Source organism: Halopseudomonas sabulinigri (assembly GCF_900105255.1).
GTDB lineage: Bacteria > Pseudomonadota > Gammaproteobacteria > Pseudomonadales > Pseudomonadaceae > Halopseudomonas > Halopseudomonas sabulinigri.
In genome coordinates, this window is the sequence record NZ_LT629763.1 from 2922579 (window position 1) to 2947218 (window position 24640).

A 24640-nucleotide genomic window follows, 5' to 3' on the forward strand; every position below is an offset into this window, starting at 1 on the left:
TCTCTCGGTTATACTGCCCGGCCGTTACCGCGACTTGTGGAATTGATTGCCCATGCAGAGTATTGCCGCACGCATCGCCGCCGAACTGTCGGTGCGTCCCGAACAAGTAGAGGCCACCGTTGGCCTGCTGGATGAAGGCGCCAGTGTTCCCTTTATCGCCCGTTACCGCAAGGAAGTCACCGGTAGCCTGGATGATACCCAGCTGCGTTACCTGGAAGAGCGTCTGCGCTATCTGCGTGAACTCGAGGATCGCCGCGCCGCGGTGCTGTCGAGCATCGCCGAGCAGGACAAGCTCACCCCCGAGCTGGAGCGCGACATCCGCCAGGCCGACACCAAGACCCGGCTGGAAGATCTCTACCTGCCCTACAAGCCCAAACGCCGCACCAAGGGCCAGATCGCCATTGAGGCCGGCCTGGAACCATTGGCCGAGGCGCTCTACGCCGACCCCACGCTGGACCCGGAAGCCCAGGCGGCTGCCTATATTGATGCCGACAAGGGCGTGGCCGACAGCAAGGCCGCACTGGACGGCGCCAAGTACATTCTGATGGAGCGCTTCAGCGAGAATGCCGCGCTGCTCGACAAGCTGCGCCGCGCGTTGCGCGAAGAGGGCCGCGTGGTCTCGCGTCTGGTGGCCGGCAAGGAGCAGGAAGGCGCCAAGTTCAGCGACTATTTCGAGTATGACGAACCGCTGGCCAAGGTGCCCTCGCACCGCGCGCTGGCCATTTTGCGTGGGCGCAACGAGGGCGTGTTGAGCATTGCCCTGGAGTTGGGCGACGAGGCCCCGGTAGTCGGCGCCATGCACCCGTGCGAAGGCATCATTGCGCAGGCGGTCGAGATCGATAATCAGGGCCGCGCGGCAGACAAGTGGCTGGCCGAGGTGGTCCGTTGGACCTGGCGAGTGAAGTTGCTTGGCCACCTGGAAACCGAGCTGCTGGGCGAGCTGCGTGAAGGCGCCGAAGATGAGGCCATCCGTGTCTTCGCCAGCAACCTCAAGGACCTGCTGTTGTCGGCACCGGCGGGCCCGCGCATTACCCTGGGGCTGGATCCCGGGCTGCGCACCGGCGTCAAGGTCGTAGTAGTGGATGCCACCGGCAAGCTGTTGGATACCGCGACCATCTTCCCGCATGCGCCGCGTAACGACTGGGATCGCTCTCTGGCGACCCTGGCCGCGCTGTGCAGCCAGCACCAGGTCAGCCTGATTGCCGTGGGTAACGGCACAGCCTCGCGCGAGACCGACAAGCTGGCCGCCGAGCTGATCAAGCTGTGCAGCGGCCAGGCCATGCAGAAGGTGATGGTGTCGGAGGCAGGCGCATCGGTGTATTCCGCGTCGGAGCTGGCTGCCAAGGAATTCCCTGACCTGGACGTGACCTACCGCGGCGCCGTGTCTATCGCCCGTCGCCTGCAGGATCCGCTGGCCGAGCTGGTGAAGATCGAACCCAAGGCCATCGGCGTGGGCCAGTATCAGCACGACGTATCGCAGGTGAAACTGGCGCGCGGACTGGATGCCGTGGTCGAAGACTGTGTGAACGCCGTGGGGGTGGACCTCAACACGGCATCGGCGGCGCTGCTGACCCGCGTGTCAGGCCTTAACCCGAGCATCGCGCAGAACATTGTCGACTACCGCGACCAGCACGGTGCCTTCCAGAACCGCAAGCAGTTGCTCAAAGTCAGCCGTCTGGGTGACAAGACCTTCGAGCAGGCGGCGGGCTTCCTGCGCGTAATGAACGGCGACAACCCGCTGGACGCCTCTGCGGTGCACCCGGAGGCTTATCCGCTGGTGACCCGCATCGCCGAGGAAACCGGCCGCGATGTGCGTGGCCTGATCGGCGATTCGGCCTTCCTGCGCAAGCTGGAACCGGCGCGCTATACCGACGAGCACTTTGGTGTGCCCACGATCACCGACATACTCAAGGAGCTGGACAAGCCCGGCCGCGACCCGCGCCCGGAGTTCAAGGCTGCCGAGTTCCAGGAGGGCGTGGAAAGCCTCAAGGACCTCAAGCCCGGCATGACCCTGGAAGGCGTGGTCACCAACGTTGCCAACTTTGGTGCCTTTGTCGACATCGGTGTGCATCAGGACGGCCTGGTGCATATCTCCATGCTCTCGGAGCAGTTCATCAAGGACCCGCGCGACGTGGTCAAGGCCGGCGACATCGTCAAGGTCAAGGTGATGGAGGTGGACATCCCGCGTCAGCGCATCAGCCTGAGTATGCGCCTGAACGATAGCCCGCCCGCGGCGGGAGACAAGAGCGAGTCGCCCGCCGAGCGCAGCCGCGCTCGCAACCAGGGCAACAAACACAACGCCAAAACCAACAGCCAGGCCAAACCCTCGCCCGAGGGCACTTTCGCCAGCCTGTTTGCCAATGCGAAAAAGAAAAGGTGATGCCATGAGCGACTTACACCCGGCACTGGCGGCGTTTGCCGCGCAACGTACCAGCGAGTTTACCGCTTTGGTGGGTATCGAATTTGCTGCTATCGAGCGTGGCAGCTGCACCCTGCGTTTGCCGATTGGCGATAAACATTTCAACTCGACCAAACGAGTGCACGGCGGTGTGGTCTTTACTCTGCTGGATTCGGCCATGGGCGCCGCTGCTTTCAGTGTGCTTGAGGCGCATGAAAGTACCGCGACCATCGAATGCAAGATCAACTACACTCGCGCGGTAGTCGGCGGCGAGCTGGAATGCACCGGCAAGGTAGTGCACGCCGGTACGCGTACCATTGTGGTCGACGGCGAGGTCTGGCAGGAGGGCGCGCTGGTCGCCAAATGCCTGGGCACCTTTGCCCGCCTGTAACGAGCGCAAGGGCCTGCGCCTTCTATACTGATCAAGATGCCATCCGGCGGGTGTCGGGTGGTGCTACAACCGAGGAGTGACACCTTGTCACCAACGCTGAGTGAACGTCTGGGCCTGCTGCGCGATCCAGCGCTGGCGGCCCTGCTGACCGATTGCCGCCACGGCATCGAAAAGGAAAGCCTGCGGGTAACTGCAGAAGGGGTGTTGGTGCACAGTGTGCACCCGGCGGGGCTGGGCTCGGCGCTGACCCACCCGAGCATCACTACCGACTATTCCGAGGCGCTGATCGAGCTGATCACCCCGGTCAGCCGCAGTATCGATGAGCTGTTTGGCAACCTGGATGAAGTGCACCGCTTTACCTATAGCCAGCTCGGTGACGAGCGGCTATGGAATCAGTCCATGCCGTGCCGACTGCCGGCCACCGACAACGAGATCCCGATTGCCTGGTACGGCACCTCCAATGTCGGCACGCTCAAGCATGTCTATCGCCGTGGCCTGGCCATCCGTTACGGCAAGGCGATGCAGTGTATTGCCGGGGTGCATTACAACTTTTCGCTGCCACCGGCGCTCTGGGCGCTGCTGCGCGAGCGCGAGCAGGACCTGCGCAGCGAGCAGGATTACCAATCCGAGCGCTATTTCGCACTGATCCGTAATTTCCGTCGCTACGCCTGGCTGCTGATGTACCTGTTCGGCGCCTCGCCGGCGGTCTGTGCCAGTTTCCTGCAGGGCCGTGATCATCGCCTGCAAAGTCTCGGCGAAAAGAGCCTGTATCTGCCGTACGCCACCAGCCTGCGCATGAGCGATCTGGGCTACAACAACAACGCCCAGTCAGGCCTGAACATCTGCTACAACAGCCTGGATAACTACATCGCCAGCATGCTGGATGCTATCAGCCTGCCGTACGCGCCCTACGCCAAGTTGGGTACGCATGACGCCCAGGGCGAGTGGCAGCAACTGAATACCAACCTGCTGCAGATCGAAAACGAATTCTACAGCCCGATTCGGCCCAAGCGCGTGGCGCAAAGCGGCGAAAAGCCGGTGCATGCCTTGGCCGAGCGGGGCGTCGAGTACATCGAGGTACGTTGCCTGGATATCGACCCCTTCGCGCCCCTGGGCGTGGACCCGGCGACGGCGCACTTCATGGACAGCTTCCTGCTGTTCTGTGCCTTGCAGGACAGCCCTCAGCTGGAAGATGGCGAGTGCCAGGCGACCGCTGACAACTTCAATCTGACGGTCAAGCGTGGCCGTGAGCCGGGTCTGCAGCTGCAGGATGGCGGGCAGGCGCGCAGTTTGGCCGAGTGGGGTGACGCGCTGCTAGACAGCATCGCCGCCTGTGCCGAAGCGCTCGACAGCGCGCATGACAGCCAGGACTTCAGCGCCAGTATTGCCGAGCAGCGCGAGAAACTGGCTGATGCCAGCCGAACGCCGTCCGCGCGGGTGCTGGCAGCTATCAGTGAGCAGGGGGATAGTTTTTTCCGCTTTGCTCTGGCCCAGTCTGAGGAGCACAACCGTTACTTCCGGGCGCGGCCGTTGGCGGCCGAGGAACAGGCGCGTTGCGAGGCGATTGCCGCCAAGTCGGTGGCGGAGCAACAAGAGATTGAAGCGAGCGACAACATCGACTTTGACACCTATGTCGATCGCTACCTGAGTCAGCGGGTCTGAGGTCGTGGCCGGCGCCGTCAGCCAAGGGCGGCGCCGGAAGGCTTACTGTACGATCAGGTTGGTAAACAGCAGGTCATCTACCAGCGGCGCACCTTCTTCCTCGGTTAATACCGTCTGCACCGCTTCGAGTGCGCGGGCGCGTAACGCCTCCTTGCCTTCCAGCGAAACCAGATCGTCGACGGTCTGACGGGCGAACAGGGTCACCAGTGCGTTGCGGATCAGCGGATCGTGGTACTCAATCTTGGCGACGGCCGCCGGGTCTTCAGTGCGCAGCGCAACATCGGCTTTGAGGTACTGAATCCGTGGTCCGGTGCCGATGGTGCCGACAAACGAAGGTTTCATCTCCACGTAGGCGGTAGTGCTGGCGGGGCTGGCTTCTTCCTCTTCCGCGCTGGCGCTGAGCGGCAGCAGGGCGGCAACGAGGAACAGCAAGGGAAGGTGTCTGCGTAGCATGGTTTGGAGCTCCAGTAATATGGCCACAGGATAGCCGAGCAGCGCAGCGGCGCCAAATGTCCTGCGCACAGGCTAGTGTCGATGTTATGCATACCCATCACTTCAGGGCATGGTGATTGACCCCTGTGCGGGGTAAACGTCTAGACTGTGCGCATCCTAGCCACGGCGGAGCGTTGCAGAACGCGCTGCCTGCCAGTCCGGCGTTGAAGAAGACAGCGTAATAGGTATTTGCTTCAGGTGAATTACCCTTGCCCAACCACCTTCGCACGCTCTGACCCCCGGCTACTTTTGACAACCTGCTCGAGCCAAGGAGACAACAATGAAAGCTGTTCTATGCAAAGCCTATGGTCCTGCCAGCAGCCTGGTACTGGAAGAAACTGCTGATCCGGTTGCCAAGCCCAACGAAGTCGTTATCGATATTCATGCCGCCGGCGTTAACTTCCCTGACACCCTGATCATCGAGGGCAAGTATCAGGTCAAGCCACCCTTCCCGTTTTCTCCGGGTGGTGAAGCGGCCGGCGTGGTCGCCAGCGTCGGCGACAAGGTCAAGCACCTGAAAGTCGGTGACCGCGTCATGGGTCTGACCGGCTTTGGCAGCTTTGCCGAAAAGGTCGCTACCGACGCCATGCGTGTGCTGCCGATGCCCGATGATATGGACTACGTGACCGCCTCCGGCTTCAGCATGACCTACGGCACCTCCATGCACGCACTCAAGCAGCGCGGCGATCTGCAGCCGGGTGAGACCCTGCTGGTGCTGGGCGCCTCTGGTGGTGTGGGCCTGGCCGCAGTAGAGATTGGCAAGGCCATGGGCGCGCGCGTGATTGCCGCCGCCTCCAGCGCCGAGAAGCTCGAAGTGGCCAAGGCTGCGGGTGCTGACGAACTGATCAATTACAGCGAAGTCAGCCTCAAGGATGCGGTCAAGGAGCTGACCAACGGCCAGGGCGCTGACGTGATCTACGATCCGGTCGGTGGCGACCTGTTTGACCAAGCGGTACGCAGCATCAACTGGAAAGGCCGTCTGCTGGTGGTTGGCTTTGCCAGCGGCCGTATCCCGGAGTTCCCGATCAACCTGGCGCTGCTTAAGGGCTCCTCCATCGTTGGCGTGTTCTGGGGTGCCTTTGCCGCGCGCGAGCCGCAGGCCAACCTGGAGAACTTCCAGCAGCTGTTTGCCTGGCACAGTGAGGGCAAGCTAAAGCCGCTGGTGTCCAAGACCTATGAGCTGAACCAGTATGAAGACGCGCTGAACATCCTCAGTTCACGTCAGGCGGTTGGCAAGGTGGTCGTTAAGACCCGCTAAGGCCCGCTGCAGGCTGGCCCTGGCGGGAAGCCACAAGCTTCAAGCCTCAAGCTGCAAGAAAAAACCCGCGCGGTGTTGAATCGCGCGGGTTTTTTTAGGCGACGAACGACTGTAAAGCTCGCAGAAGGCATATGACGCTACCGTCGCCGAACACACCCTGATGAGGCTTGAGGCGGGGCGCGCTAAAGCGCGCCCCCATACCCCAGCTGTCGCCACGCTTCATAAATAAGAATTGCTGCGCTGTTCGACAGATTCAGGCTGCGGCTGTCAGGGCGCATGGGGATGCGCAGCACCTGGTCCGCGGGCAACGCCTCACGCACCTCAACTGGTAGGCCGCGACTCTCTGGGCCGAACAGAAACAGGTCACCGGCAGCGAACTGAACCTCGCTGAAGTTCTGCGTGCCCTTGGTACTCAAGGCAAAAACGCGATTGGGTTCCACCGCTTGCAGGCAGGCATCGAGGTTGGGATAGGTTTTGACCGCGGCAAACTCGTGGTAATCCAGCCCCGCCCGGCGCAGGCGCTTGTCATCCAGCTCAAAGCCCAGCGGTTCGATCAGGTGAAGTTGGCAGCCGGTATTGGCGCACAAGCGAATGATGTTGCCGGTATTGGGCGGAATTTCGGGTTCAAGCAGGGCGATATGAAACATGGTAAAGGCATCAAGCTGGCAGCGGGAGGGCAGTTTAGGCTCGCGTAGCCGCAAGCCGCAAGCCGCAAGCCGCAAGCCGCAAGCCGCAAGCTAGAAGCTAGAGGCGGTCCGAGTAGGGGCGGGTGTTGGTATTGGGCGGGTGGCTAAAGATAACGGCTGGCAGCCTAAAGCGCTCCGGGCTGGGTTTGCTTCCAGCTTCCAGCTGCTTTTCAATCGCCCATAAAAAAAGGCGACCCCAGCCTGCCTGAACCGAGGTCACCCCAAATACACCCATTAGTCATTTAGCATCAAGCGTGCCAGTTTTACTCCGGGCGTACTTTATTCGCTTTCGTCGTCGTCGGAGCCGTCCACATTCATGCCCAGTTCCTTGATCTTGCGGGTCAGGGTGTTGCGGCCCCAGCCCAGTAACTGCGCGGCATCGCGGCGTCTGCCGGCGGTGTGTTTGAGGGCCGTTTCGATCATGATGCGCTCGAACGCGGGTACCGCAATGTCCAGCAGGTTGGTCACGCCGCGGGCCAGTTCCTGGTCGGCCCAGGTGCGCAAACCGTGCTCCCAGTGGCCATCCGGCGCACTGTCCTGGTGCTGGGTGAGCATTTCTGGGGGCAGGTCTTCTATCAACACCTCGCGGCTGGAGGCCATGACGGTGATCCAGCGGCAGGTGTTTTCCAGCTGGCGTACGTTGCCCGGCCACGGCAGGTTGCGCAGGTAGTCCTGGGTTTGCTGTTTGAGCACCTTGGGTTCAACGGCCAGCTCCTGCGCTGCCTTGGCCAGAAAGTGCTGGGCCAGTGCCGGGATGTCTTCGCGGCGTTCGGCCAGCTTGGGAATATGGATGCGAATCACGTTGAGGCGGTGGAATAGATCCTCACGGAACTTGCCGGCCTGTACCAGGCCTTCGAGATTCTGGTGGGTAGCGGCGATGATGCGCACGTCGACCTTGATCGGCGTGTGTCCGCCCACGCGGTAAAACTCGCCATCGGCCAGTACGCGTAGCAATCGGGTCTGGGTTTCCGCTGGCATGTCGCCGATTTCATCGAGAAACAGAGTGCCGCCATCGGCCTGCTCAAAGCGGCCGCGGCGCTGCACGCTGGCGCCGGTAAAGGCGCCTTTCTCGTGGCCGAACAGCTCGGACTCCATCAGATCCTTGGGGATTGCGGCCATGTTCAGGGCAATGAAGGGGTTGCGCGCGCGCGGGCTATGGCGGTGCAGCGCGTGCGCCACCAGTTCTTTACCGGTACCGGATTCGCCGTTGATCAGCACGGTGATATTGGAATGGGAAAGCCGGCCGATGGCGCGAAACACTTCCTGCATGGCCGGGGCTTCGCCAATGATTTCCGGCGTCCGGGTCTGATCCAGCTCCTCTTCCTGCGATTCCTGTTCGTAGGTGTGGGCCAGTGCGCGGCGTACCAGGGCTACGGCTTCGTCGACGTCAAAGGGCTTGGGCAGGTACTCGAACGCGCCACCCTGGTAAGAGGCGACCGCGCTGTCGAGGTCCGAGTGCGCCGTCATGATGATCACCGGCAGCTTGGGGTGGCGTTCACGAATGCTGGCCAGCAGATCAAGACCGCTGGTGCCGGGCATGCGGATATCACTGATCAGCACATCCGGGTGTTGGCGCTGCAGGCGTGACAGAGCGGCGTCTGCGCTGTCGAAGCTCACCGGCTCCATGCCTTCCTGTTGCAGGGCCTTCTCCAGAACCCAGCGAATGGAGCGATCGTCATCGACGATCCAGACATTTTCAGCACGATTGGGTGAGCGGGTCATAAATCAGTTCTCCAGTTCCGGTGCAGCCGGCAGGCAGTTGAGACAAGGCTCGTTAATCAATGACAGCGAACTCGCGCGCCGGTGGCGGCTTGATTCGGTATCAGGCTAGGGCGGCGGGGCAGAAGCCCGAATCGACGCGCTGGGTAAACTTTGTTGCAAGGCAAATCAGTCACTTATGTCCTTTTCCAACGGCAGGAACAGGGTGAAGGTGGTGCAGCCCGGTTCGCTGTCACATTCGATCAGGCCCTGATGCTGGCCGATGATGTTCTGCGTGATCGACAGCCCCAGGCCAGTGCCTTCGGCGCGGCCACTGACCATCGGGTAAAAGATGCTTTCGACGATGTCCGAGGGGATGCCGGGGCCGTTGTCGATCACTTCCAGGCGGCAGACCAGGCGGTAGCGGGTCTGGCCGATGGTGAACTGGCGCAGCGCCCGGGTACGCAGGGTAATACAGCCCTGCTCCAGCGGGCGGTGCTCGGCAATTGCCTGCATGGCGTTACGGACGATATTGAGCAGCGCCTGAATCAGCTGCTCGCGGTCGGCATTGATGTCCGGGATGCTGGGGTCATAGTCGCGCTTGAGCTTGAGTACGCCCTGGGTTTCGGCCTCGATCAGGCTGCAAACCCGCTCGGTGATCTCATGAATGTTGATCGGGCGCAGCGCCGGGGGGCGATAGGGCCCGAGCATGCTGTCGACCAGATTGCGCAGGCGGTCAGCCTCTTCGATGATGACGTCGGTGTAGTCCTTGAGCGACTCCTCCGGCAGCTCGCGGGCCAATAACTGCGCCGCGCCGCGAATCCCGCCCAGTGGGTTCTTGATCTCGTGGGCCAGGCCGCGTACCAGCACCTTGGTGACTTCCTGCTTGGACAGTTGCGCCTCTTCCTTGGTAATGCGCAGCAGCCGATCACGCGGGTATAGCTCGATCAGCAGCCAGTTACGATTAGCAGCCATGATGGGGGTTACCGAGTAATCCACCATCAGCGTCTGCCCGTTGGTCAAACTCAGCTGCGCTTCGCGCTTGGTAAAGGGGTGGGCGTTCTCTACCGCGTTGTGGAGTGATTCCAGAGCGGCGGCGGTGTCGGTAAACAGTTCACTCACCGGCTGCTGGAACACCCGTTGGCCGCTGACTGCCAGCAACATTTCCGCCGCCGGGTTCATGAAGCTCAGGCGCAAGTCGCCATCGAGCAAGAGCACGGCGGTGGTCAGGTTGTCGAGGATCTGGCGTAAAAATCGATCAGGCAGCATAGCTATATCCATGGTTTGGGCAGAGAAATGCAAGAAGCGAACCAATTCGGGGCGCAAATGCGGCGCTCGGGTTTTTCTTTTGCTCCTTTGTGTGGCTTTCCGCTGCAGTGCTCGACGGGCGTAGCTGCACGCCTTGAATTAGGCGCCTTCAGCGTGTACTGCGCGGTCGTGACGTTAGGCTTAGCCGGCCCTCTGTGGTGGCACTAGGATGGCATTGGCAAAAGCTGCGCCAACCTTTGGCGCACGAATTGGAGCCTGCAACAGGGAGTATGCACAAAAATAGTGCGTAGCGCTGGCGCGGCGGTTGATACTGCCGCGCCGAGGGGGGTTAATTACTGCCGGGGTTCGCGGGTGGCTTGGGCACGTTCGGTGCGGTAGGCGCTGCGGGCGCCATCGGCGCCTGATTCGGGTTGCCCACCCGGCCAGGCTGATTCAACGAGGTGCGCTGGACGTGGATGGTGACCGGCTCGCTGGACAGCAGTACCTGTCCTTTGGTGTCCATGATCACGGCGCTCACCTCGTGGCTGCCGCGATCCAGGTTCGGCAGGGTCAGGGTGGCGGTAGGTTGGCCGCTGCCGGGAATCGCCTGTTCATTCAAGTTGCCATCGACCTGGGCGCGCAACAGGCTGCCCATGCGCAGCGGCGGATCTACGCTCACGGTGAGGGTTATGTTGCCATCGTTGGCCCGCACGGCGGTATCGTTGGGGGGGCTGGTAATGGTCAGGCTGCGGTATCCGGCGCTGCTGGCGGCGCTGGTGCTTGCGTTGCTGTTATCGTTGTTGCGGGATTCGAACGCCGGAATAGGCTTGGGCGGCTCGATGCTGTTGGTGGGGCCAACCTCGACTTTGGTGGACTTGGGGTTGGGCTGATCAGAGTAAATCCGATTGCCCTGTTCGTCCGTCCACGTATACACATCGCTGGCTGCCGCACTGACGCTGATGCCGCTGAGTAATAGCAGCGACAGGGCAATGCCTGACTTTTTCAACATGGTCTTTTCTCCTGGGGGCCATCGCCCATCCTTGCAGTACTCTTTATAGCCCGAGAGCAGGCCTCCCGCCATCGCCCTGTGGCTCCGGGCGACAGGCGTAAAAAAAGGGCGCCCGAAAGGGCACCCTTTTTTGACTACCGGGCTTGCGCCAGGTTCAGCAGCTGTAATACAGGTCGTATTCCAGCGGGTGAACGAAGGTGCGAACCTTGATCTCTTCGGCGCTCTTGAGCTCCATGTAGGCGTCGATGAAGTCATTGGTGAAGACATCGCCCTTGGTCAGGAACTCGCGGTCAGCGTCCAGAGACTCCAGTGCCTCTTTCAGGCTACCGCAAACCTGTGGGATCTGATTCGCTTCTTCCGGCGGCAAGTCATACAGGTTCTTATCGGCAGCATCGCCAGGGTGGATCTTGTTCTGGATACCGTCCAGGCCAGCCATCAGCAGTGCCGCGAAGCACAGGTAGGGGTTGGCAGCCGGATCAGGGAAGCGTGCTTCGATGCGGCGGGCTTTCGGGCTGGAAACGTAAGGAATACGGATCGAGGCGGAACGGTTGCGGGCGGAGTACGCCAGCATGACCGGAGCTTCGAAGCCAGGGACCAGACGCTTGTAGCTGTTGGTAGACGGGTTGGTGAACGCGTTCAGTGCCTTACCGTGCTTGATGATACCGCCAATGAAGTACAGGGCAGTGTCGGAAAGGCCGGAGTAGCCTTCGCCAGCGAAGGTGTTCTTGCCGTCTTTGGCGATAGACATGTGTACGTGCATACCGGAGCCGTTGTCACCGTACAGTGGCTTGGGCATGAAGGTAGCGGTCTTGCCGAAAGCGTCGGCAACGTTGTGTACGCAGTACTTCAGGGTCTGTACTTCGTCGCCCTTGGCTACCAGCGTGTTGAACATGACGCCGATTTCGTTCTGACCAGCAGTTGCCACTTCGTGGTGATGAACTTCGATGGTCAGGCCCATTTCTTCCATGGCATTACACATGGCAGTACGGACTTCGTGATCGTGGTCGACCGGAGGAACCGGGAAGTAACCACCTTTAACGCCAGGGCGGTGGCCCTTGTTGCCAGTTTCGAAGTCGCCGTCAGTGTTCCAGGAGGCCTGCTCGGAGTAGATCTTGAACATGGAGCCAGAGATGTCGGACTTGAACTTCACTTCGTCGAAAACGAAGAATTCAGGCTCTGGGCCAACAAAGACGGTGTCACCGATGCCGGTGGACTTCAGATACTCTTCGCAACGCTTGGCGATGCCGCGTGGGTCGCGCTCGTAGCCTTGCATGGTAGAAGGCTCGATGATGTCGCAAACCAGGATCAGAGTAGGCTCTTCGGTGAAGGGGTCCATGACCGCGGTGCTGTCATCGGGCATGAGGATCATGTCGGAAGCTTCGATGCCTTTCCAGCCAGCAATAGAGGAACCGTCGAACATCTTGCCTTCTTCGAAGAAGTCATCTTTGACATCACGAGCAGGCATAGTGACGTGCTGCTGCTTGCCTTTGGTATCAGTGAAGCGCAGGTCAACCCACTTCACGTCATACTCTTTGATCAGTTGCATCGTTTTCGACATGGTTTCCTCCAAAAGGAATCGTTTGCCAGGCATCTGGCCTGGCGCCTCTTTAATTCGAGCGGATCGGGTCCGCACATCGGTTGCATTACAAGTGAGCAAAAGGTGTGCCATTTCGGAGCATGGCCCGAAAGGCCCATTCTTGCCGGGCTTTGCTCAAAAAAGCGTCAAAGCGCACCATTATGGCGCACCTATTAAGTGCAGATGCTGGGATCTATGCACTTTTTTGGTGCTATGCCTGTGTGGATGCTGCCGCGCGCCCCGCTACCACTCTAGGGTATAATGCGAGGCTTTGCGCACCTTACACCAATCCCATGAAACTGATCATCAAATTCTTCCCCGAAATCACCATCAAATCCCGCCAGGTGCGCAAGCGCTTCGTGGCCCAGCTGAAAGCGAACCTGAAGCGTCTGTTGCGCGATATTGACCCGGATGCCCGGGTCAATGGCAATTGGGATAGCCTGGAGGTCAACCTGGGCGCTGATCCGGCGTTGCAGCAGCGCTGCATTGAGCGGCTGAAAAACACGCCCGGCATAGCGCATTGTCATGAGGTGCACGAATACCCTTTGGGCACGCTGGATGAGCTGGCAGAGCTGTGTGTCGCCACGCTGGGCGAGCAGGTGCGTGGCAAGTGGTTTTCGGTACGCTGCAAGCGCGTAGGGACGCATGATTTCAGCTCGCAGGATGTCGGCATCAAGGTCGGTAGCGCGCTGAATCAGCGCTGCGGCGCTGCCGGGGTTTCGCTGAAGGCACCCGAGGTCGTGGTGCAGATTGAGATTCGTAATGAGCGGGTGTTCCTGATCCAGGCACGACATCAGGGCATGGGTGGTTTCCCGCTGGGCACCATGGAGCCGGTGTTGAGCCTGCTTTCTGGTGGCTTCGACTCTACCGTAGCCAGCTACCAGATGCTGCAGCGTGGCCTGTTGCCCCACTTTGTGTTCTTTAACCTGGGTGGTCGCGCCCATGAGTTGGGCGTGCGCCAGGTTGCGCACTATTTGTGGGAGCGTTATGCCGCCAGCCATCGCCTGCGCTTCGTCAGCGTGCCCTTTGAAGGGGTGGTTGCGGAAATCCTGCAGAACGTGGAAAACAGCCAGATGGGCGTGGTGCTCAAGCGCATGATGCTGCGCGCCGCGGACCGAGTGGCTTACCGCCTGAATATCGATGCGCTGGTCACCGGCGAGGCCATCGCTCAGGTCGCCAGTCAGACCCTGCCCAACCTGAGCGTGATCGACAACGCCGCTGAACGCTTTGTGATCCGCCCGCTGATCACCACCGCCAAGCTGGATATCATCGATACCGCGCGGCGCATTGGCACATTGGAGTTTTCCAGCAGCATGCCGGAGTACTGCGGCGTGATCTCGGTGGGCCCGGCCATCCGTACTACGCTAGCCAAGGTAGAAGAGGTTGAGGCCTGCTTTGATTTTGACGTGCTCAAGGAAGCGGTGCAGAACGCCAGTTACAGCGATTGCAGTGAGCTCGATCAGGTGCCGGAGGGCGGTGCTGAGGTCGAGGTGGTAAGTACCGCATTGGCTGGGCAGGTGGTACTCGACATCCGTCCCCCCGACGAGCAAGAAGCGCGGCCGCTGAAGTTGGACGGCGTCGAGGTCAAACCGGTGCCGTTCTATAGCCTGAGCAGTGCTTTCGCAACGCTGGATGATTCGCGCGCCTACCTGTTGTATTGCGAAAAGGGGGTGATGAGCCACCTGCATGCGCAATATTTACTCGATTCCGGGCACGGCAACGTGCGAGTGCTGCGACTGCCGAAGCAGTGAGCCTGCAGTTACCTGAAAAGCACCGCTGGGCAGTTTTTCTGCCTGTTAGCGCGGTGCAATTGGGCCTGGGCGTGCAAAAAACATACACTGTCACGTCCGGGTCTGTATAATGCCCACCTCTTTTTTCCAGTTAGCCGGCCAGTGCCGCGCCATCCAGGACGTCCATAGTGATCGAGAATCTCCGTAATATCGCCATTATCGCCCACGTTGACCACGGTAAAACTACCCTGGTTGATGCCCTCCTGCGCCAGTCCGGCACGCTGGACCGCAAGGAGCTGGACTCTGAGCGCATCATGGACTCAAACGACCAGGAAAAGGAACGCGGCATTACCATCCTGGCGAAGAACACCGCCATCAACTGGAACGGTTACCACATCAACATCGTCGACACCCCCGGCCACGCCGACTTTGGTGGCGAAGTTGAGCGGGTAATGTCCATGGTTGACTCGGTACTGCTGCTGGTTGATGCGGTTGACGGCCCCATGCCGCAAACCCGCTTCGTAACCCAGAAAGCCTTCCAGGCCGGTCTGCGCCCCATCGTGGTGGTAAACAAGATCGACCGTCCGGGCGCGCGCCCTGACTGGGTGATCGATCAGGTATTCGATCTGTTCGACAGCCTGGGTGCTACCGACGAGCAGCTGGACTTCCCCTTCGTTTATGCCTCCGCGATCAACGGCATTGCCGGTATGGATCCCGAAGAGATGTCCGAAGACCTGACGCCGCTGTTCCAGACCGTGGTTGACCGCGTGCCGTCGCCAGACGTCGATCTGGACGGCCCTTTCCAGATGCAGATTTCCGCGCTGGACTACAACAGCTTCCTCGGTGTGATCGGCATTGGCCGCATCCGTCGTGGCAAGATCAAGGCCAACAGCCCGGTCACCTCAATCGACGCCAGCGGCAAGAAGCGTAACGGCCGTATCCTCAAGATCATGGGTCACCACGGTCTGCAGCGCGTCGAAGTAGAAGAAGCGCAAGCTGGCGACATCATCTGCATCAGCGGCTTCGATCCGCTGTTCATCTCCGACACCCTGTGCGACCAGCAGAACGTCGAAGCCATGCCCGCTCTGACCGTAGACGAGCCCACCGTGAGCATGACCTTCCAGGTCAACGACTCACCGTTCGCTGGCAAGGAAGGCAAATTCGTCACCAGCCGCAACATCAAAGAGCGTCTGGAAAAAGAACTGCTGCACAACGTGGCACTGCGCGTTGAAGAAGGCGACAGCGCTGACAAGTTCAAGGTCTCCGGTCGTGGCGAGCTGCACCTGTCGGTACTGATTGAAACCATGCGCCGTGAAGGCTTCGAGCTGGGGATTTCCCGCCCGGAAGTGGTTATCAAGGAAGTCGACGGTGAAAAGCAGGAGCCCTACGAGAACGTCATCATCGACATCGAAGAGCAGCACCAGGGTCCGATCATGGAGCAGATGGGTCTGCGCAAGGGCGATCTGTCCAACATGGTCCCGGATGGCAAGGGCCGTATTCGCCTGGAATACACCATCCCGGCGCGTGGCCTGATCGGCTTCCGCAACACCTTCCTGACAATGACCTCGGGTTCCGGCATCATGACCAGTACCTTCAGCCACTACGGTGCGGTCAAGCTGGGTGATGTGGGCCAGCGTCAGAATGGCGTGCTGGTTTCCATGGCCACCGGCAAGGCGCTGACCTACTCGCTGGAAACCCTGCAGGATCGCGGCAAGCTGTTCCTGGAGCCGGGTCAGGATATCTATGAAGGTCAGCTGGCCGGTATTCACAGCCGTGACAACGACCTGGTGATCAACCCGACCAAGGGCAAGAAACTCGACAACATGCGTGCCTCGGGCAAGGATGAAACCATTGCCCTGGTGCCGCCGATCAAGTTTACCCTGGAGCAGGCGCTGGAGTTCATTGACGACGACGAGCTGGTAGAAGTGACGCCCAAGTCGATTCGTCTGCGCAAGAAGTTGCTCAACGAAAACGAGCGTAAGCGCGCCAACAAGGGCTAAGTCCCGAATTGGTAAAAGGAAGCCCCGCTCGGGTAAACCCGGCGGGGCTTTTTTGTGTCTGCCGGCGCATCTCTGGCGCCGCTATTGCATCGCGTCCTGGCGATCTATGCAGGCACGGATGGCACAGTGAAATACGCTATCGCTGAGCCAAAGCAGGCAGCTTGATACCCGTACGATAGTTGCCAATCACAGCGGCCATCGGCAGTTACTCTAGCGCCTCACATCGCCTTCATCTCCCCTTGTAGGTCAATGCAGTGACGGAGTGTGCAGAAATCGATTTTTGCTCGCCCAAATAGGTGAGTTAGTTCGAGTTAAGACATTCGTAAGGTGTGTCTCACCAGGCAGCTTTATCCCGTTCGGTAGTCGTTTGTATACGGCGAGTCATTTTTCGCAGCTACAACAACAATGAAGACGGAGAGTTTTACGAATGATCAACAATAAGCAGAAAAGCACCCTTGTCACCCTTCTTGCCAGCAGCGCCCTATTGATGTCCTCGGTTGCTATGGCGAACAACCCGCCACCGGTAGACCCGGGTACCGGCGAAGGTTATCAGCGCGGCCCCGACCCGACTGTGAGCTTCCTGGAGGCGGCGCGCGGTCAATACTCGGTTGAAACAGAGCGTGTTTCAGCCCTGGTCGGTGGCTTCGGTGGTGGCACCATTCATTACCCTGAAGACGCGACCGGTACCATGGGCGCCATCGTGGTTATTCCAGGTTTTGTTTCGGCTGAGTCTTCGATCGAATGGTGGGGGCCGAAGCTGGCGTCATACGGTTTTGTGGTGATGACTATCGATACCAATACCGGCTTTGATCAGCCGCCAAGCCGTGCGACTCAGATCAATGCCGCGCTGGATTACCTGGTCGATCAGAACACCGACAACGGGAGCCCGGTGCAGGGCATGATCGACGTCAACCGCCTGGGCGTTGTGGGTTGGTCCATGGGTGGCGGCGGGACTATTCGTGTCGCCAGCGAGGGTCGGATCAAGGCAGCCATTCCGCTGGCGCCCTGGGATACCAGCAGTCTCTATGCGCGCCGTGCCGAGGCGCCAACGCTGATCTTCGCTTGTGAAGCCGATGTGATCGCGCCGGTTGGCCAGCACGCATCGCCGTTCTACAACGCGTTGCCCTCTGATATCGATAAGGCCTTCGTCGAGCTCAACAATGGTACCCATTATTGCGGCAACGGCGGTGGCACCAACGACGACGTGCTGGGCCGTCTGGGCGTTTCCTGGATGAAAATGTACCTCGACGAGGATACCCGCTATAAGCAGTTCCTCTGTGGCCCGAACCACGAGTCCGACTACAGCATTTCTGAGTACCGTGGTAACTGCGTCTACTAATAGGTAGTAGGCGTGTTGTGGTCTGAGCGCCGGCCCTGCAATCGCAGGGCCGGCGCTTTTTTATGCCTCACCAGTTTTGCACTGGGTTTCGGGGCCCAGCCCGCGCGCCTCGGGCCTGTGCAGTGGTCAATGGGGGAGGCGTAAGGTCGGTCGGCGGCTACGCGGTCATGAACCCTGATATATGTCGTTCCAAGTGTGTGGTGGTGCCGCGGAAGTTCACCCGTTTGGGTTAGCCAAGTTGGAAGTTTTTAAACTTTAATGAATGATCGTTCGAAAATAAAAGTAGTATTAAGTTTTCTCGATAAGTTGTATTTTTTTTAGTTTATTTATTGCAACCTAATGATTTATAAGCATTATTCTGTTTTTCCAGGTTTGGGTTGGTCGTTGTTATATCCCATGAATGGGTGATTCTGCCTAACTTGCTATTGAGTTCTAATCATCCGGCGGTCGCTGTCGTTAGTTCCACTTGCTGGAAGGCAGTGCAAATAAAAACAATCAACCTGAACCGGAATAACAACATGACTATGATGCCCAAAAAAGCATTTCGCGCCATGGTGGCCAGCGCAGCGCTGCTGTGCGCACTGCCGGCCTTTGCAACCAACCCCACGCCACCCCCGACTGATCCGGGCAATGGCAACTCCAGCTACCAACGTGGCCCGGCTCCGAGCGTAAGCTTCCTTGAGGCCAGCCGGGGTCAGCACAGCGTCTCAACCGAGCGGGTTTCCAGCCTGGTAAGCGGCTTTGGCGGCGGTACCATCCATTACCCCACTGGCACCACCGGCACCATGGCGGCTGTGGTGGTCATTCCTGGCTTTGTGTCAGCTGAATCGTCGATCGACTGGTGGGGGCCGAAACTGGCGTCCTATGGCTTCGTGGTCATGACCATCGATACCAATTCCGGTTTCGACCAGCCAGGTAGTCGTGCCACTCAGATCAACAATGCACTGGATTATCTGGTAGACCAGAATACCCGCACCGGTAGCCCGGTCCGCGGCAAGATCGACACCAACCGCCTGGGCGTGGTTGGCTGGTCTATGGGTGGCGGCGGCACCATTCGTGTTGCCGGTCAGGGCCGCATCAAGGCTGCGATTCCGTTGGCCCCCTGGGATACCTCCAGCTACTACGCGCGCCGCGTAGAAGCGCCTACGCTGATTTTCGCCTGCGAGTCGGACATCATCGCACCGGTAGGCCAGCACGCGTCACCCTTCTACAACGCGCTGCCGTCGGATATCGACAAAGCTTTTGTTGAAATCAACAACGGTAGCCATTACTGCGGTAACGGTGGCGGCACCAACAACGACGTGCTGGGTCGCTTGGGTGTGTCCTGGATGAAGCTGCACCTGGACGAGGATGACCGTTACAAGCAGTTCCTTTGCGGTCCTAACCACGAGTCTGATTACAGCATTTCCGAGTACCGCGGCAACTGCCCGTACTAATCAGAGCCTGCTGCACCACAACGCCGCCCTCATTAGGGCGGCGTTGTCGTTTCTGCCCGGCACGCCAGCGCCGGGAGCACACAGGGCCAAGGCGCTGTCTGGATTGCAACGGGCCACGAACAGAAACAACGTGAGGCTGGCAATGATCATCCACCCACACAAGCCTGAGCCGCCACTGGCTGATCCGCAATTGCAGATGCTGGCACCCCCCCCCTCGCGAGCGTCTGGAGTTCTATCGGCGGCAAATATTCAACGAAACCGGCAACCTGTCCAGTCGCACCAATGCCTATCTGACGGCGTAATCCTTTCTGGTGATTGCCTATGCTTCCTGCATGGCCTACAACATCCTGCGCTGGGGCGAGTTGTTCACGCTGGTCGTGCCGGCGACCCTGGCGCTGTTCGGCATTCTTTGCTCCTTGAGCGCCTGGCCGGGCATCAAGGCGGCCTGCGACATCATCGATCATTGGTATCCCAAGCGGAGCGGCTTGCTGCAATGCGACTCGGTGTTTGGTGAGGCTTACGACGAGTTTCCGCTGTTTTCAGACAGGGATTCGAGCTTCACCGGGCAGCGCAAAGCGCTGGCATTTTCCAAACGCTCGCCCTGGCTGTTTTGTGGCTTCTGGGTGTTTCTGGGGTTATTTGCGTTGTGGATACAATTGCCGCTGCCAGAATAAGCCAGCGCGCGCCGGCTCACGCACGCGGGGCAAGGTGACTCAGGCTCGGTGCGTGAAACAGAGCTATCAAAAAAGCCCGCCGGGTGGCGGGCTCTTGGTCAGTCGTCGAAGAAAAACGACTTTTCCCCAAAGGCCGGCTCGAGGTGATTGAGCCAGGTGGCCTCCGCGTTGTATTTGGCAAAGAAGGGGCGTTGCACCCAGTCCGGGTTGCGGCCCTGGATCATGCGCAGGGCGATCACCTTCTCGCCGTGGATTTCCGTCACGCCCTGAATTTCGACCTTGCCGGGATGTGAACTCATGGATGGGCCGCGAGCGGTACGCGCGATGCCCGAGACGCTTTGCAGGGCGTCGCGGTAAATTTCCCACGCCTTGATCAGCGGCACCTCAAAGTAGTGGCGCGCGCCGGTGTCACGTTCGACAAACATGTAGTAGGGAATAATCCCCAGCTCGACCTGAGTCTGCCACAGCCGTGCCCAGACCTCGGCACTGTCGTTGATGTGCGCCAGCAGCGGCCCCTGGGCGCGGATCTGCGCGCCGGTTTCGCGCACGCGGCGGATCGCTTCGCGGGCGATCTCGGGCTCCAGCTCCTGCCAATGGTTGTAGTGCGCCATCAGCGCCAGGTGCTTGCCAGCGGCCTGAATCTCGCGGAACAGCGCGAGCAGGTCTTCGGCGTCGTCATCGGTGACCACCCGTTGGGGCCAGAACGTCAGGGCCTTGGAGCCGATGCGAATGGTGCGAATATGCGCAAACTCCGCGCTCAGCAGCGGTTCCAGGTAAGCGCGCAGGTTGCGCGTTTTCATCACCAGCGGATCACCACCGGTCACCAGAACGTCGGTCACTTCCGGGTGTTCACGCAGGTAATCCTGCAACTGGTTGGATTCACGCGCGGCGATCTTCAGATCCTTGTCGCCGACGAACTGCGCCCAGCGGAAACAGAAGGTGCAGTAGCTGTGGCAGACCTGACCCGAGCTGGGAAAGAACAATACCGTCTCGCGGTATTTATGCTGCAGGCCTTCAACCACTGCACCGTTGAGCGTGGGAATGTTGTGCTCCAGCTGGCCGGCAGGATGCGGATTCAGCTCCGCGCGTACCTCGCTGATGATGCTCTTGAGCGTCGGTTGATCAGCGCCATTGCTCAGCGCTTCGGCGACCCGGTCGTAGTGCTCGGGTTTGAGCATGCCGCGCTGGGGGAAGGTGAGCTGAAAAATCGGATCCTGGGGTACGTTCTGCCAGTTGATCAGTTCGTCAATCACATACTGATTGACGCGAAAGGGCAGTACGCTGGCCACCACCTGCATCTCGAAGCGTTGGTCCGGGCTGAGTGACTGTAACTGGGGAATCTGATTCAACTGCTTGGCGGTAAACACCTTGAAGCGTTGATGGCTGACGTTGTTGGCGTCAAAGGTCGGCGCGTCCGGCGTGGCAATCGCCAGGATATTGGAGTTCGGCATAGTTTGTATTCAACGTATTTTCAGATCAAAAGCATTTTGTCACGCCAATGCCGGAGCGCTGGCGTGCAGGTGGGGTTCACTCAAATCAGTCATTAACCTAGGCGGTTAACGCATAAAAGCGCCGATATATGCGTAAAAAGCGATCGGGCATTGTGATGGGCTGATTGCTCAGCGGCCGGTAATGATAGCGAAATAATGTATTGATGTCTAAATAGTGACCGGCTGTGCTGGGCAAGGCTATGCTGAGACGCTGGGTCATTCTGGTATGGAGCGACTATGTTTTCCTATATAACCCTGGGCACCCGCGATCTGCAGAGCAGCATTGGTTTTTACGATCCGGTGATGGCGGCGCTGGGCATACAACGTTGTGCTACGCCAGGTGAGGAGGTCGATTGGCAGGGTTGGGCGGGTTGGGGGTTGTACCGTGATCAGGGGGCCGAGGAGTTGGCGCTATGGCTGTGCGAACCGTTCAACGGTCAGCCGCCCAGCGTAGGCAATGGCAGCATGGTGGCGCTGAAAGCCAGCAACTGGGCTCAGGTGCGTGCCTTTCATGCGGCGGCGTTGGCCAACGGCGGCAGCAGCGAGGGCGAACCGGCGTTGCGGCCGCAGTATAATCCGGATTTTTACAGCGCTTATGTCCGCGACCCCGATGGCAACAAACTGGCCGTGGTATGTCGCGGTTTTACCGCCGAGCCGGGGTAGTCTGTCGGGCTTTGTGACCCGCTACCCTCAAGGCCGCAAAGTGTTACCTCATCGCCATGGAGGCGCCCATGCCGCAGCAACCCTATGCCACGCTCGCAGCCTATAACCAATGGATGAATCAGCGCCTTTACGCGCTCTGCGAGACTTTGCCCGAGGCGGAGTACCGTCTTGATCGTGGCGCCTTTTTCCATTCCATTCACGGTACGCTCAACCATCTGCTGCTGGCCGATCGGGTCTGGTTCGGCCGCTTCACCGGTCAGCCCTTCAATGTGCCCTCGCTGGATACCGAGCTTTACGCCACGCTGGCCGAGCTGCGCGTCGCGCGCGCACAGCTTGACCAGCAGATCATCGATTGGGTGGCGACGCTGAGCGAGCACCGCATCGCCGGTGAGTTCAGCTACACCAGCCTGATAAACCCACAGCCGCGCCGTTATCCGATGTCGGTGGTGCTCAGCCACTTCTTCAATCACCAGACCCATCACCGTGGGCAGCTCACCACGCTGTTGTCGCAATGTGGAACCGATCCCGGTTTGACCGATCTTATTCATATGCCGGGCGTTGCCCTGGTAACCCCCGAATGGCAAGAGGAGAACTGAGTGGCGGCAGTGGATGAGGTGCTTGAATTCTGGTTTACCGAGTTGAAGCCGGTGCAGTGGTGGCGCAAGGACCCGGGGCTGGATCGCTTCATTCGTGAACGTTTTGGTTCGCTGCACGAGCGCGCCGAGCGCGCGGAGCTGGTGAACTGGCGCAGCACGCCGCTGGGCCGTCTGGCCGAGATCATTGTGCTCGATCAGTTTTCACGCAACATCTGGCGCGATACACCGCGCGCCTTCGCCAGTGATGGTATGGCCCTGGTGCTGGCGCAGGAGGCCGTTGCGGAGGGTATCGACCAGCAGTTGCCGGTCAAGCTCCGAGCTTTCATGTATATGCCTTTCATGCACAGCGAGTCGCTGCGTATTCATGAGCAGGCGGTCAAGTTGTTCAGCACGCCTGGCCTGGAGGATAACCTGCGCTCGGAGTTGCAGCACAAGCGCATCATCGAGCGCTTTGGCCGATACCCGCATCGCAACGGCATTCTGCTGCGACCTACCACGGCGGAAGAGGCGGCCTTTCTACAAACCGACGATTCCAGCTTCTGAGTCCTGAGACTGTTGCGCCCGGCGCGCGGCAAACTGTATAGGCTGCCTTTAGGGCGGCTGCGTTAGGCTGACATTTTCATCCGCGAGGAGCCCCCATGCCGTTGCCGATTTATCAGGTCGATGCCTTCACCGATACCCTCTTCAAGGGCAATTACGCCGCCGTGGTACCGCTGCCCCAGTGGCTGCCAGACGAGCTGATGCAGGTCATTGCGGCAGAGAACAACCTGTCTGAGACCGCCTTTGTGGTTGCGCAGTCGGCGGGGCGTTACAGCATTCGCTGGTTCTCACCCTGGAGCGAAATCGACTTCTGCGGTCATGCGACCCTGGCCAGCGCCTTTATCTTGTTTCGCCTGCATCCTGAGCTGACCCAGCTGACCTTTAACGCCGCTGCAGTGGGTGACCTTGTGGTGACGCAGGATGCCTCGGCGCGCATCAATATGCGCTTTCCCAGGCTCGACCCGCAGCCGGTGACCGAGGCGCCTACTGCGTTGCTGGCCGGGCTGTCACTGCCGCCCCAGCAGGTGCTGGTCAACCGTCAGGCCTGGTTTGCCGTCTATGCAGAGGAACAGAGCGTGCTGCAGGTCGAGCAGGACCCCGAGCAATTGAAGCAGCTGGCCCCGCGTGATGTGGTGGTGACCGCGCCCGGGCGCCAAAGCGACTGCGTTTCACGTTACTTCTGGCCTGCCAACGGTGGCCTCGAAGATATGGTCACCGGATCGATCCACGCCGGTCTCGCGCCCTATTGGGCGGACCGTTTGGGCAAGCGCGAGCTGCTGGCGATTCAGGCCTCCAGCCGCGGTGGTCGGCTGGACTGCGTGGTCGCGCCCGATCACGTGCAGATCAGCGGTCATGCGGTACTCTACCTGGAAGGCCAGATTCACCTTCCCTGAATTCATGTTCCACGGCAGCGGCAAGCGCAAGGCGCTATGCTGGACGCTGACTGTCGTTAACCGCAAAGGAGATGTTCGATGAGTGCAAACTCACCCCTGATAATGACCGCACTGCTGGGTTCGGCGCTGTTGTTGAGTGCCTGCGCCACCTCGGATCGTCCGACCAGTGATGCGCCCCCGCCGCCCCAACTGGAAGCGGACAGCGGTGTGGCGATTCTGCGCTGCGGCTCGTTGCCAGTGCGTACCACCTTCAATGCGGATCAACTGACCCTCGAGGCTGGCAGCGACAAGTACCTGCTGGAGCGCGTGCGCTCCGGTTCTGGCGCCAAGTACGAAGTGCCGGGCGACAGCTCGACCAGTTACTGGCTGAAAGGTGAAAAGGGGATGCTGGTGATCAAGGGTAAATCCTATCCAGAGTGCGAGCCTGCCGGCGCGCTCTTGCTGCAGGCCGGTGAGTGGGTGGTCAAGGACATCAACCAGGGCGGTGTCGTTGACGATTCCCGAGTGACCCTCAACTTCGGCAACGATGGCCGCGTTTCAGGCTCGGCGTCGTGTAACAGATACACCGGTGGCTATAGCGTTGCCGGCAGCAGCTTGACCGTAACCCAGCTGGTTTCCACTCGCATGGCCTGTGTGCCGGGGTTGGGTGAGCAGGAGGTCAAATTTCTGCAGACACTGGAGAGCGTCAGCCGTTTTGAAGTCAGTGGTGATGGCGCGCTGGTGCTGAAGACCGAGTCTGGCGACGCAATCACCGCGCGGCTGCAGTAAACCGCGCCGCCGGCGGTAATAAAGCAACCGCAGCGCATCACTGTGGGACAGTTGCTTGCGGCGCCGCGCTGGTGCATTGTCGTGCTTGCTGCG

The 24640-nt window shown here is 60.0% G+C and carries 20 protein-coding genes and 1 pseudogene; 14 read left to right on the forward strand and 7 right to left on the reverse strand.

Annotation, left to right across the window (positions count from 1 at the left end; translation table 11 throughout):
- Window positions 1-52: 52 nt before the first annotated feature.
- From BLU26_RS13180 to gshA, 3 genes are all read left to right on the forward strand, one after another.
- Window positions 53-2380 carry a Tex family protein gene (locus BLU26_RS13180; RefSeq protein WP_092287365.1) on the forward strand — a complete coding sequence of 776 codons (2328 nt, stop codon included), beginning with the start codon at window positions 53-55 and terminating at the stop codon, window positions 2378-2380.
- Window positions 2381-2384: 4 nt separating this feature from the next.
- Window positions 2385-2789: a PaaI family thioesterase gene (locus tag BLU26_RS13185; protein WP_157719366.1), complete on the forward strand. Its 405-nt coding sequence runs from the start codon at window positions 2385-2387 to the stop codon at window positions 2787-2789.
- Window positions 2790-2873: 84 nt separating this feature from the next.
- Entirely contained in the window at window positions 2874-4451 is a 1578-nt protein-coding gene (gene gshA / locus BLU26_RS13190) for a glutamate--cysteine ligase (RefSeq protein ID WP_092287367.1), read from the forward strand.
- A 42-nt stretch (window positions 4452-4493) separates the two neighbouring features.
- Here gshA and BLU26_RS13195 read toward each other — a convergent pair whose 3' ends face one another.
- Window positions 4494-4904, reverse strand: coding sequence for a flagellar basal body-associated FliL family protein (locus tag BLU26_RS13195; protein WP_092287368.1), 411 nt, complete (start codon window positions 4902-4904; stop codon window positions 4494-4496).
- A 319-nt stretch (window positions 4905-5223) separates the two neighbouring features.
- Between BLU26_RS13195 and BLU26_RS13200 the strand changes: the two genes are divergently transcribed.
- Window positions 5224-6201: an NADPH:quinone oxidoreductase family protein gene (locus tag BLU26_RS13200; RefSeq protein ID WP_092287369.1), complete on the forward strand. Its 978-nt coding sequence runs from the start codon at window positions 5224-5226 to the stop codon at window positions 6199-6201.
- Window positions 6202-6383: 182 nt separating this feature from the next.
- Here the strand turns inward: BLU26_RS13200 and trmL are convergent, their stop codons facing one another.
- From trmL to glnA, 5 genes are all read right to left on the reverse strand, one after another.
- Window positions 6384-6848 carry a tRNA (uridine(34)/cytosine(34)/5-carboxymethylaminomethyluridine(34)-2'-O)-methyltransferase TrmL gene (gene trmL / locus BLU26_RS13205; protein WP_092287370.1) on the reverse strand — a complete coding sequence of 155 codons (465 nt, stop codon included), beginning with the start codon at window positions 6846-6848 and terminating at the stop codon, window positions 6384-6386.
- 318 nt (window positions 6849-7166) lie between these two features.
- Window positions 7167-8609 (reverse strand): nitrogen regulation protein NR(I), encoded by a 1443-nt coding sequence (gene ntrC, locus BLU26_RS13210; RefSeq protein WP_092287371.1) that lies wholly within the window; start codon window positions 8607-8609, stop codon window positions 7167-7169.
- 165 nt (window positions 8610-8774) lie between these two features.
- Window positions 8775-9854, reverse strand: a complete 1080-nt coding sequence (gene glnL, locus BLU26_RS13215) for a nitrogen regulation protein NR(II) (protein WP_092287372.1) — start codon at window positions 9852-9854, stop codon at window positions 8775-8777.
- A 328-nt stretch (window positions 9855-10182) separates the two neighbouring features.
- Window positions 10183-10842 carry a DUF4124 domain-containing protein gene (locus BLU26_RS13220; RefSeq protein WP_157719367.1) on the reverse strand — a complete coding sequence of 220 codons (660 nt, stop codon included), beginning with the start codon at window positions 10840-10842 and terminating at the stop codon, window positions 10183-10185.
- A gap of 154 nt (window positions 10843-10996) precedes the next feature.
- Window positions 10997-12400: a glutamate--ammonia ligase gene (gene glnA, locus BLU26_RS13225; protein ID WP_092287374.1), complete on the reverse strand. Its 1404-nt coding sequence runs from the start codon at window positions 12398-12400 to the stop codon at window positions 10997-10999.
- Between the two features lie 311 nt (window positions 12401-12711).
- Here glnA and thiI point away from each other — a divergent pair, with 311 nt between their 5' ends.
- The 5 genes and pseudogenes from thiI to BLU26_RS13250 all read left to right on the forward strand — a co-directional run bounded on the left by thiI (window position 12712) and on the right by BLU26_RS13250 (window position 19597).
- Entirely contained in the window at window positions 12712-14169 is a 1458-nt protein-coding gene (gene thiI / locus BLU26_RS13230; protein WP_092287375.1) for a tRNA uracil 4-sulfurtransferase ThiI, read from the forward strand.
- 167 nt (window positions 14170-14336) lie between these two features.
- The gene (gene typA, locus BLU26_RS13235) at window positions 14337-16148 is read left to right on the forward strand and encodes a translational GTPase TypA (RefSeq protein ID WP_092287376.1); all 1812 of its coding nucleotides are present in this window, start codon (window positions 14337-14339) and stop codon (window positions 16146-16148) included.
- A 487-nt stretch (window positions 16149-16635) separates the two neighbouring features.
- A complete protein-coding gene (locus tag BLU26_RS13240) occupies window positions 16636-17487 on the forward strand; it encodes an alpha/beta hydrolase family protein (protein ID WP_231701947.1) in 852 nt (283 codons plus the stop codon).
- A gap of 518 nt (window positions 17488-18005) precedes the next feature.
- Entirely contained in the window at window positions 18006-18923 is a 918-nt protein-coding gene (locus BLU26_RS13245) for an alpha/beta hydrolase family protein (RefSeq protein ID WP_092287378.1), read from the forward strand.
- 179 nt (window positions 18924-19102) lie between these two features.
- Window positions 19103-19597 (forward strand): annotated as a pseudogene (locus BLU26_RS13250) (hypothetical protein).
- Between the two features lie 98 nt (window positions 19598-19695).
- Here the strand turns inward: BLU26_RS13250 and BLU26_RS13255 are convergent.
- Window positions 19696-21048 (reverse strand): KamA family radical SAM protein, encoded by a 1353-nt coding sequence (locus BLU26_RS13255; RefSeq protein WP_231701948.1) that lies wholly within the window; start codon window positions 21046-21048, stop codon window positions 19696-19698.
- A 276-nt stretch (window positions 21049-21324) separates the two neighbouring features.
- Here BLU26_RS13255 and BLU26_RS13260 point away from each other — a divergent pair, with 276 nt between their 5' ends.
- From BLU26_RS13260 to BLU26_RS13280, 5 genes are all read left to right on the forward strand, one after another.
- Window positions 21325-21750: a VOC family protein gene (locus BLU26_RS13260; RefSeq protein ID WP_092287379.1), complete on the forward strand. Its 426-nt coding sequence runs from the start codon at window positions 21325-21327 to the stop codon at window positions 21748-21750.
- 68 nt (window positions 21751-21818) lie between these two features.
- Complete coding sequence (locus tag BLU26_RS13265; protein WP_092287380.1) at window positions 21819-22346, forward strand: DinB family protein; 528 nt, start codon at window positions 21819-21821, stop codon at window positions 22344-22346.
- The gene (locus BLU26_RS13270; RefSeq protein WP_092287381.1) at window positions 22347-22889 is read left to right on the forward strand and encodes a DUF924 family protein; all 543 of its coding nucleotides are present in this window, start codon (window positions 22347-22349) and stop codon (window positions 22887-22889) included. It abuts the gene before it with no gap.
- A 95-nt stretch (window positions 22890-22984) separates the two neighbouring features.
- Window positions 22985-23779: a PhzF family phenazine biosynthesis protein gene (locus tag BLU26_RS13275; RefSeq protein ID WP_092287382.1), complete on the forward strand. Its 795-nt coding sequence runs from the start codon at window positions 22985-22987 to the stop codon at window positions 23777-23779.
- 78 nt (window positions 23780-23857) lie between these two features.
- On the forward strand, window positions 23858-24547 hold the full coding sequence (locus tag BLU26_RS13280; RefSeq protein ID WP_092287383.1) for an META domain-containing protein: 690 nt from the start codon (window positions 23858-23860) through the stop codon (window positions 24545-24547).
- Window positions 24548-24640: the final 93 nt, after the last annotated feature.

What these genes read in the sequence shown, in the direction of transcription:
- BLU26_RS13180 (WP_092287365.1), top strand. Translation starts at nt 53, where the DNA reads ATGCAGAGTATTGCCGCACGCATCGCCGCCGAACTGTCGGTGCGTCCC.
- BLU26_RS13185 (WP_157719366.1), top strand. Translation starts at nt 2,385, where the DNA reads ATGAGCGACTTACACCCGGCACTGGCGGCGTTTGCCGCGCAACGTACC.
- BLU26_RS13195 (WP_092287368.1), bottom strand. Translation starts at nt 4,904, where the DNA reads ATGCTACGCAGACACCTTCCCTTGCTGTTCCTCGTTGCCGCCCTGCTG.
- BLU26_RS13200 (WP_092287369.1), top strand. Translation starts at nt 5,224, where the DNA reads ATGAAAGCTGTTCTATGCAAAGCCTATGGTCCTGCCAGCAGCCTGGTA.
- trmL (WP_092287370.1), bottom strand. Translation starts at nt 6,848, where the DNA reads ATGTTTCATATCGCCCTGCTTGAACCCGAAATTCCGCCCAATACCGGC.
- ntrC (WP_092287371.1), bottom strand. Translation starts at nt 8,609, where the DNA reads ATGACCCGCTCACCCAATCGTGCTGAAAATGTCTGGATCGTCGATGAC.
- glnL (WP_092287372.1), bottom strand. Translation starts at nt 9,854, where the DNA reads ATGCTGCCTGATCGATTTTTACGCCAGATCCTCGACAACCTGACCACC.
- BLU26_RS13220 (WP_157719367.1), bottom strand. Translation starts at nt 10,842, where the DNA reads ATGTTGAAAAAGTCAGGCATTGCCCTGTCGCTGCTATTACTCAGCGGC.
- glnA (WP_092287374.1), bottom strand. Translation starts at nt 12,400, where the DNA reads ATGTCGAAAACGATGCAACTGATCAAAGAGTATGACGTGAAGTGGGTT.
- thiI (WP_092287375.1), top strand. Translation starts at nt 12,712, where the DNA reads ATGAAACTGATCATCAAATTCTTCCCCGAAATCACCATCAAATCCCGC.
- BLU26_RS13240 (WP_231701947.1), top strand. Translation starts at nt 16,636, where the DNA reads ATGTCCTCGGTTGCTATGGCGAACAACCCGCCACCGGTAGACCCGGGT.
- BLU26_RS13245 (WP_092287378.1), top strand. Translation starts at nt 18,006, where the DNA reads ATGACTATGATGCCCAAAAAAGCATTTCGCGCCATGGTGGCCAGCGCA.
- BLU26_RS13255 (WP_231701948.1), bottom strand. Translation starts at nt 21,048, where the DNA reads ATGCCGAACTCCAATATCCTGGCGATTGCCACGCCGGACGCGCCGACC.
- BLU26_RS13260 (WP_092287379.1), top strand. Translation starts at nt 21,325, where the DNA reads ATGTTTTCCTATATAACCCTGGGCACCCGCGATCTGCAGAGCAGCATT.
- BLU26_RS13265 (WP_092287380.1), top strand. Translation starts at nt 21,819, where the DNA reads ATGCCGCAGCAACCCTATGCCACGCTCGCAGCCTATAACCAATGGATG.
- BLU26_RS13275 (WP_092287382.1), top strand. Translation starts at nt 22,985, where the DNA reads ATGCCGTTGCCGATTTATCAGGTCGATGCCTTCACCGATACCCTCTTC.
- BLU26_RS13280 (WP_092287383.1), top strand. Translation starts at nt 23,858, where the DNA reads ATGAGTGCAAACTCACCCCTGATAATGACCGCACTGCTGGGTTCGGCG.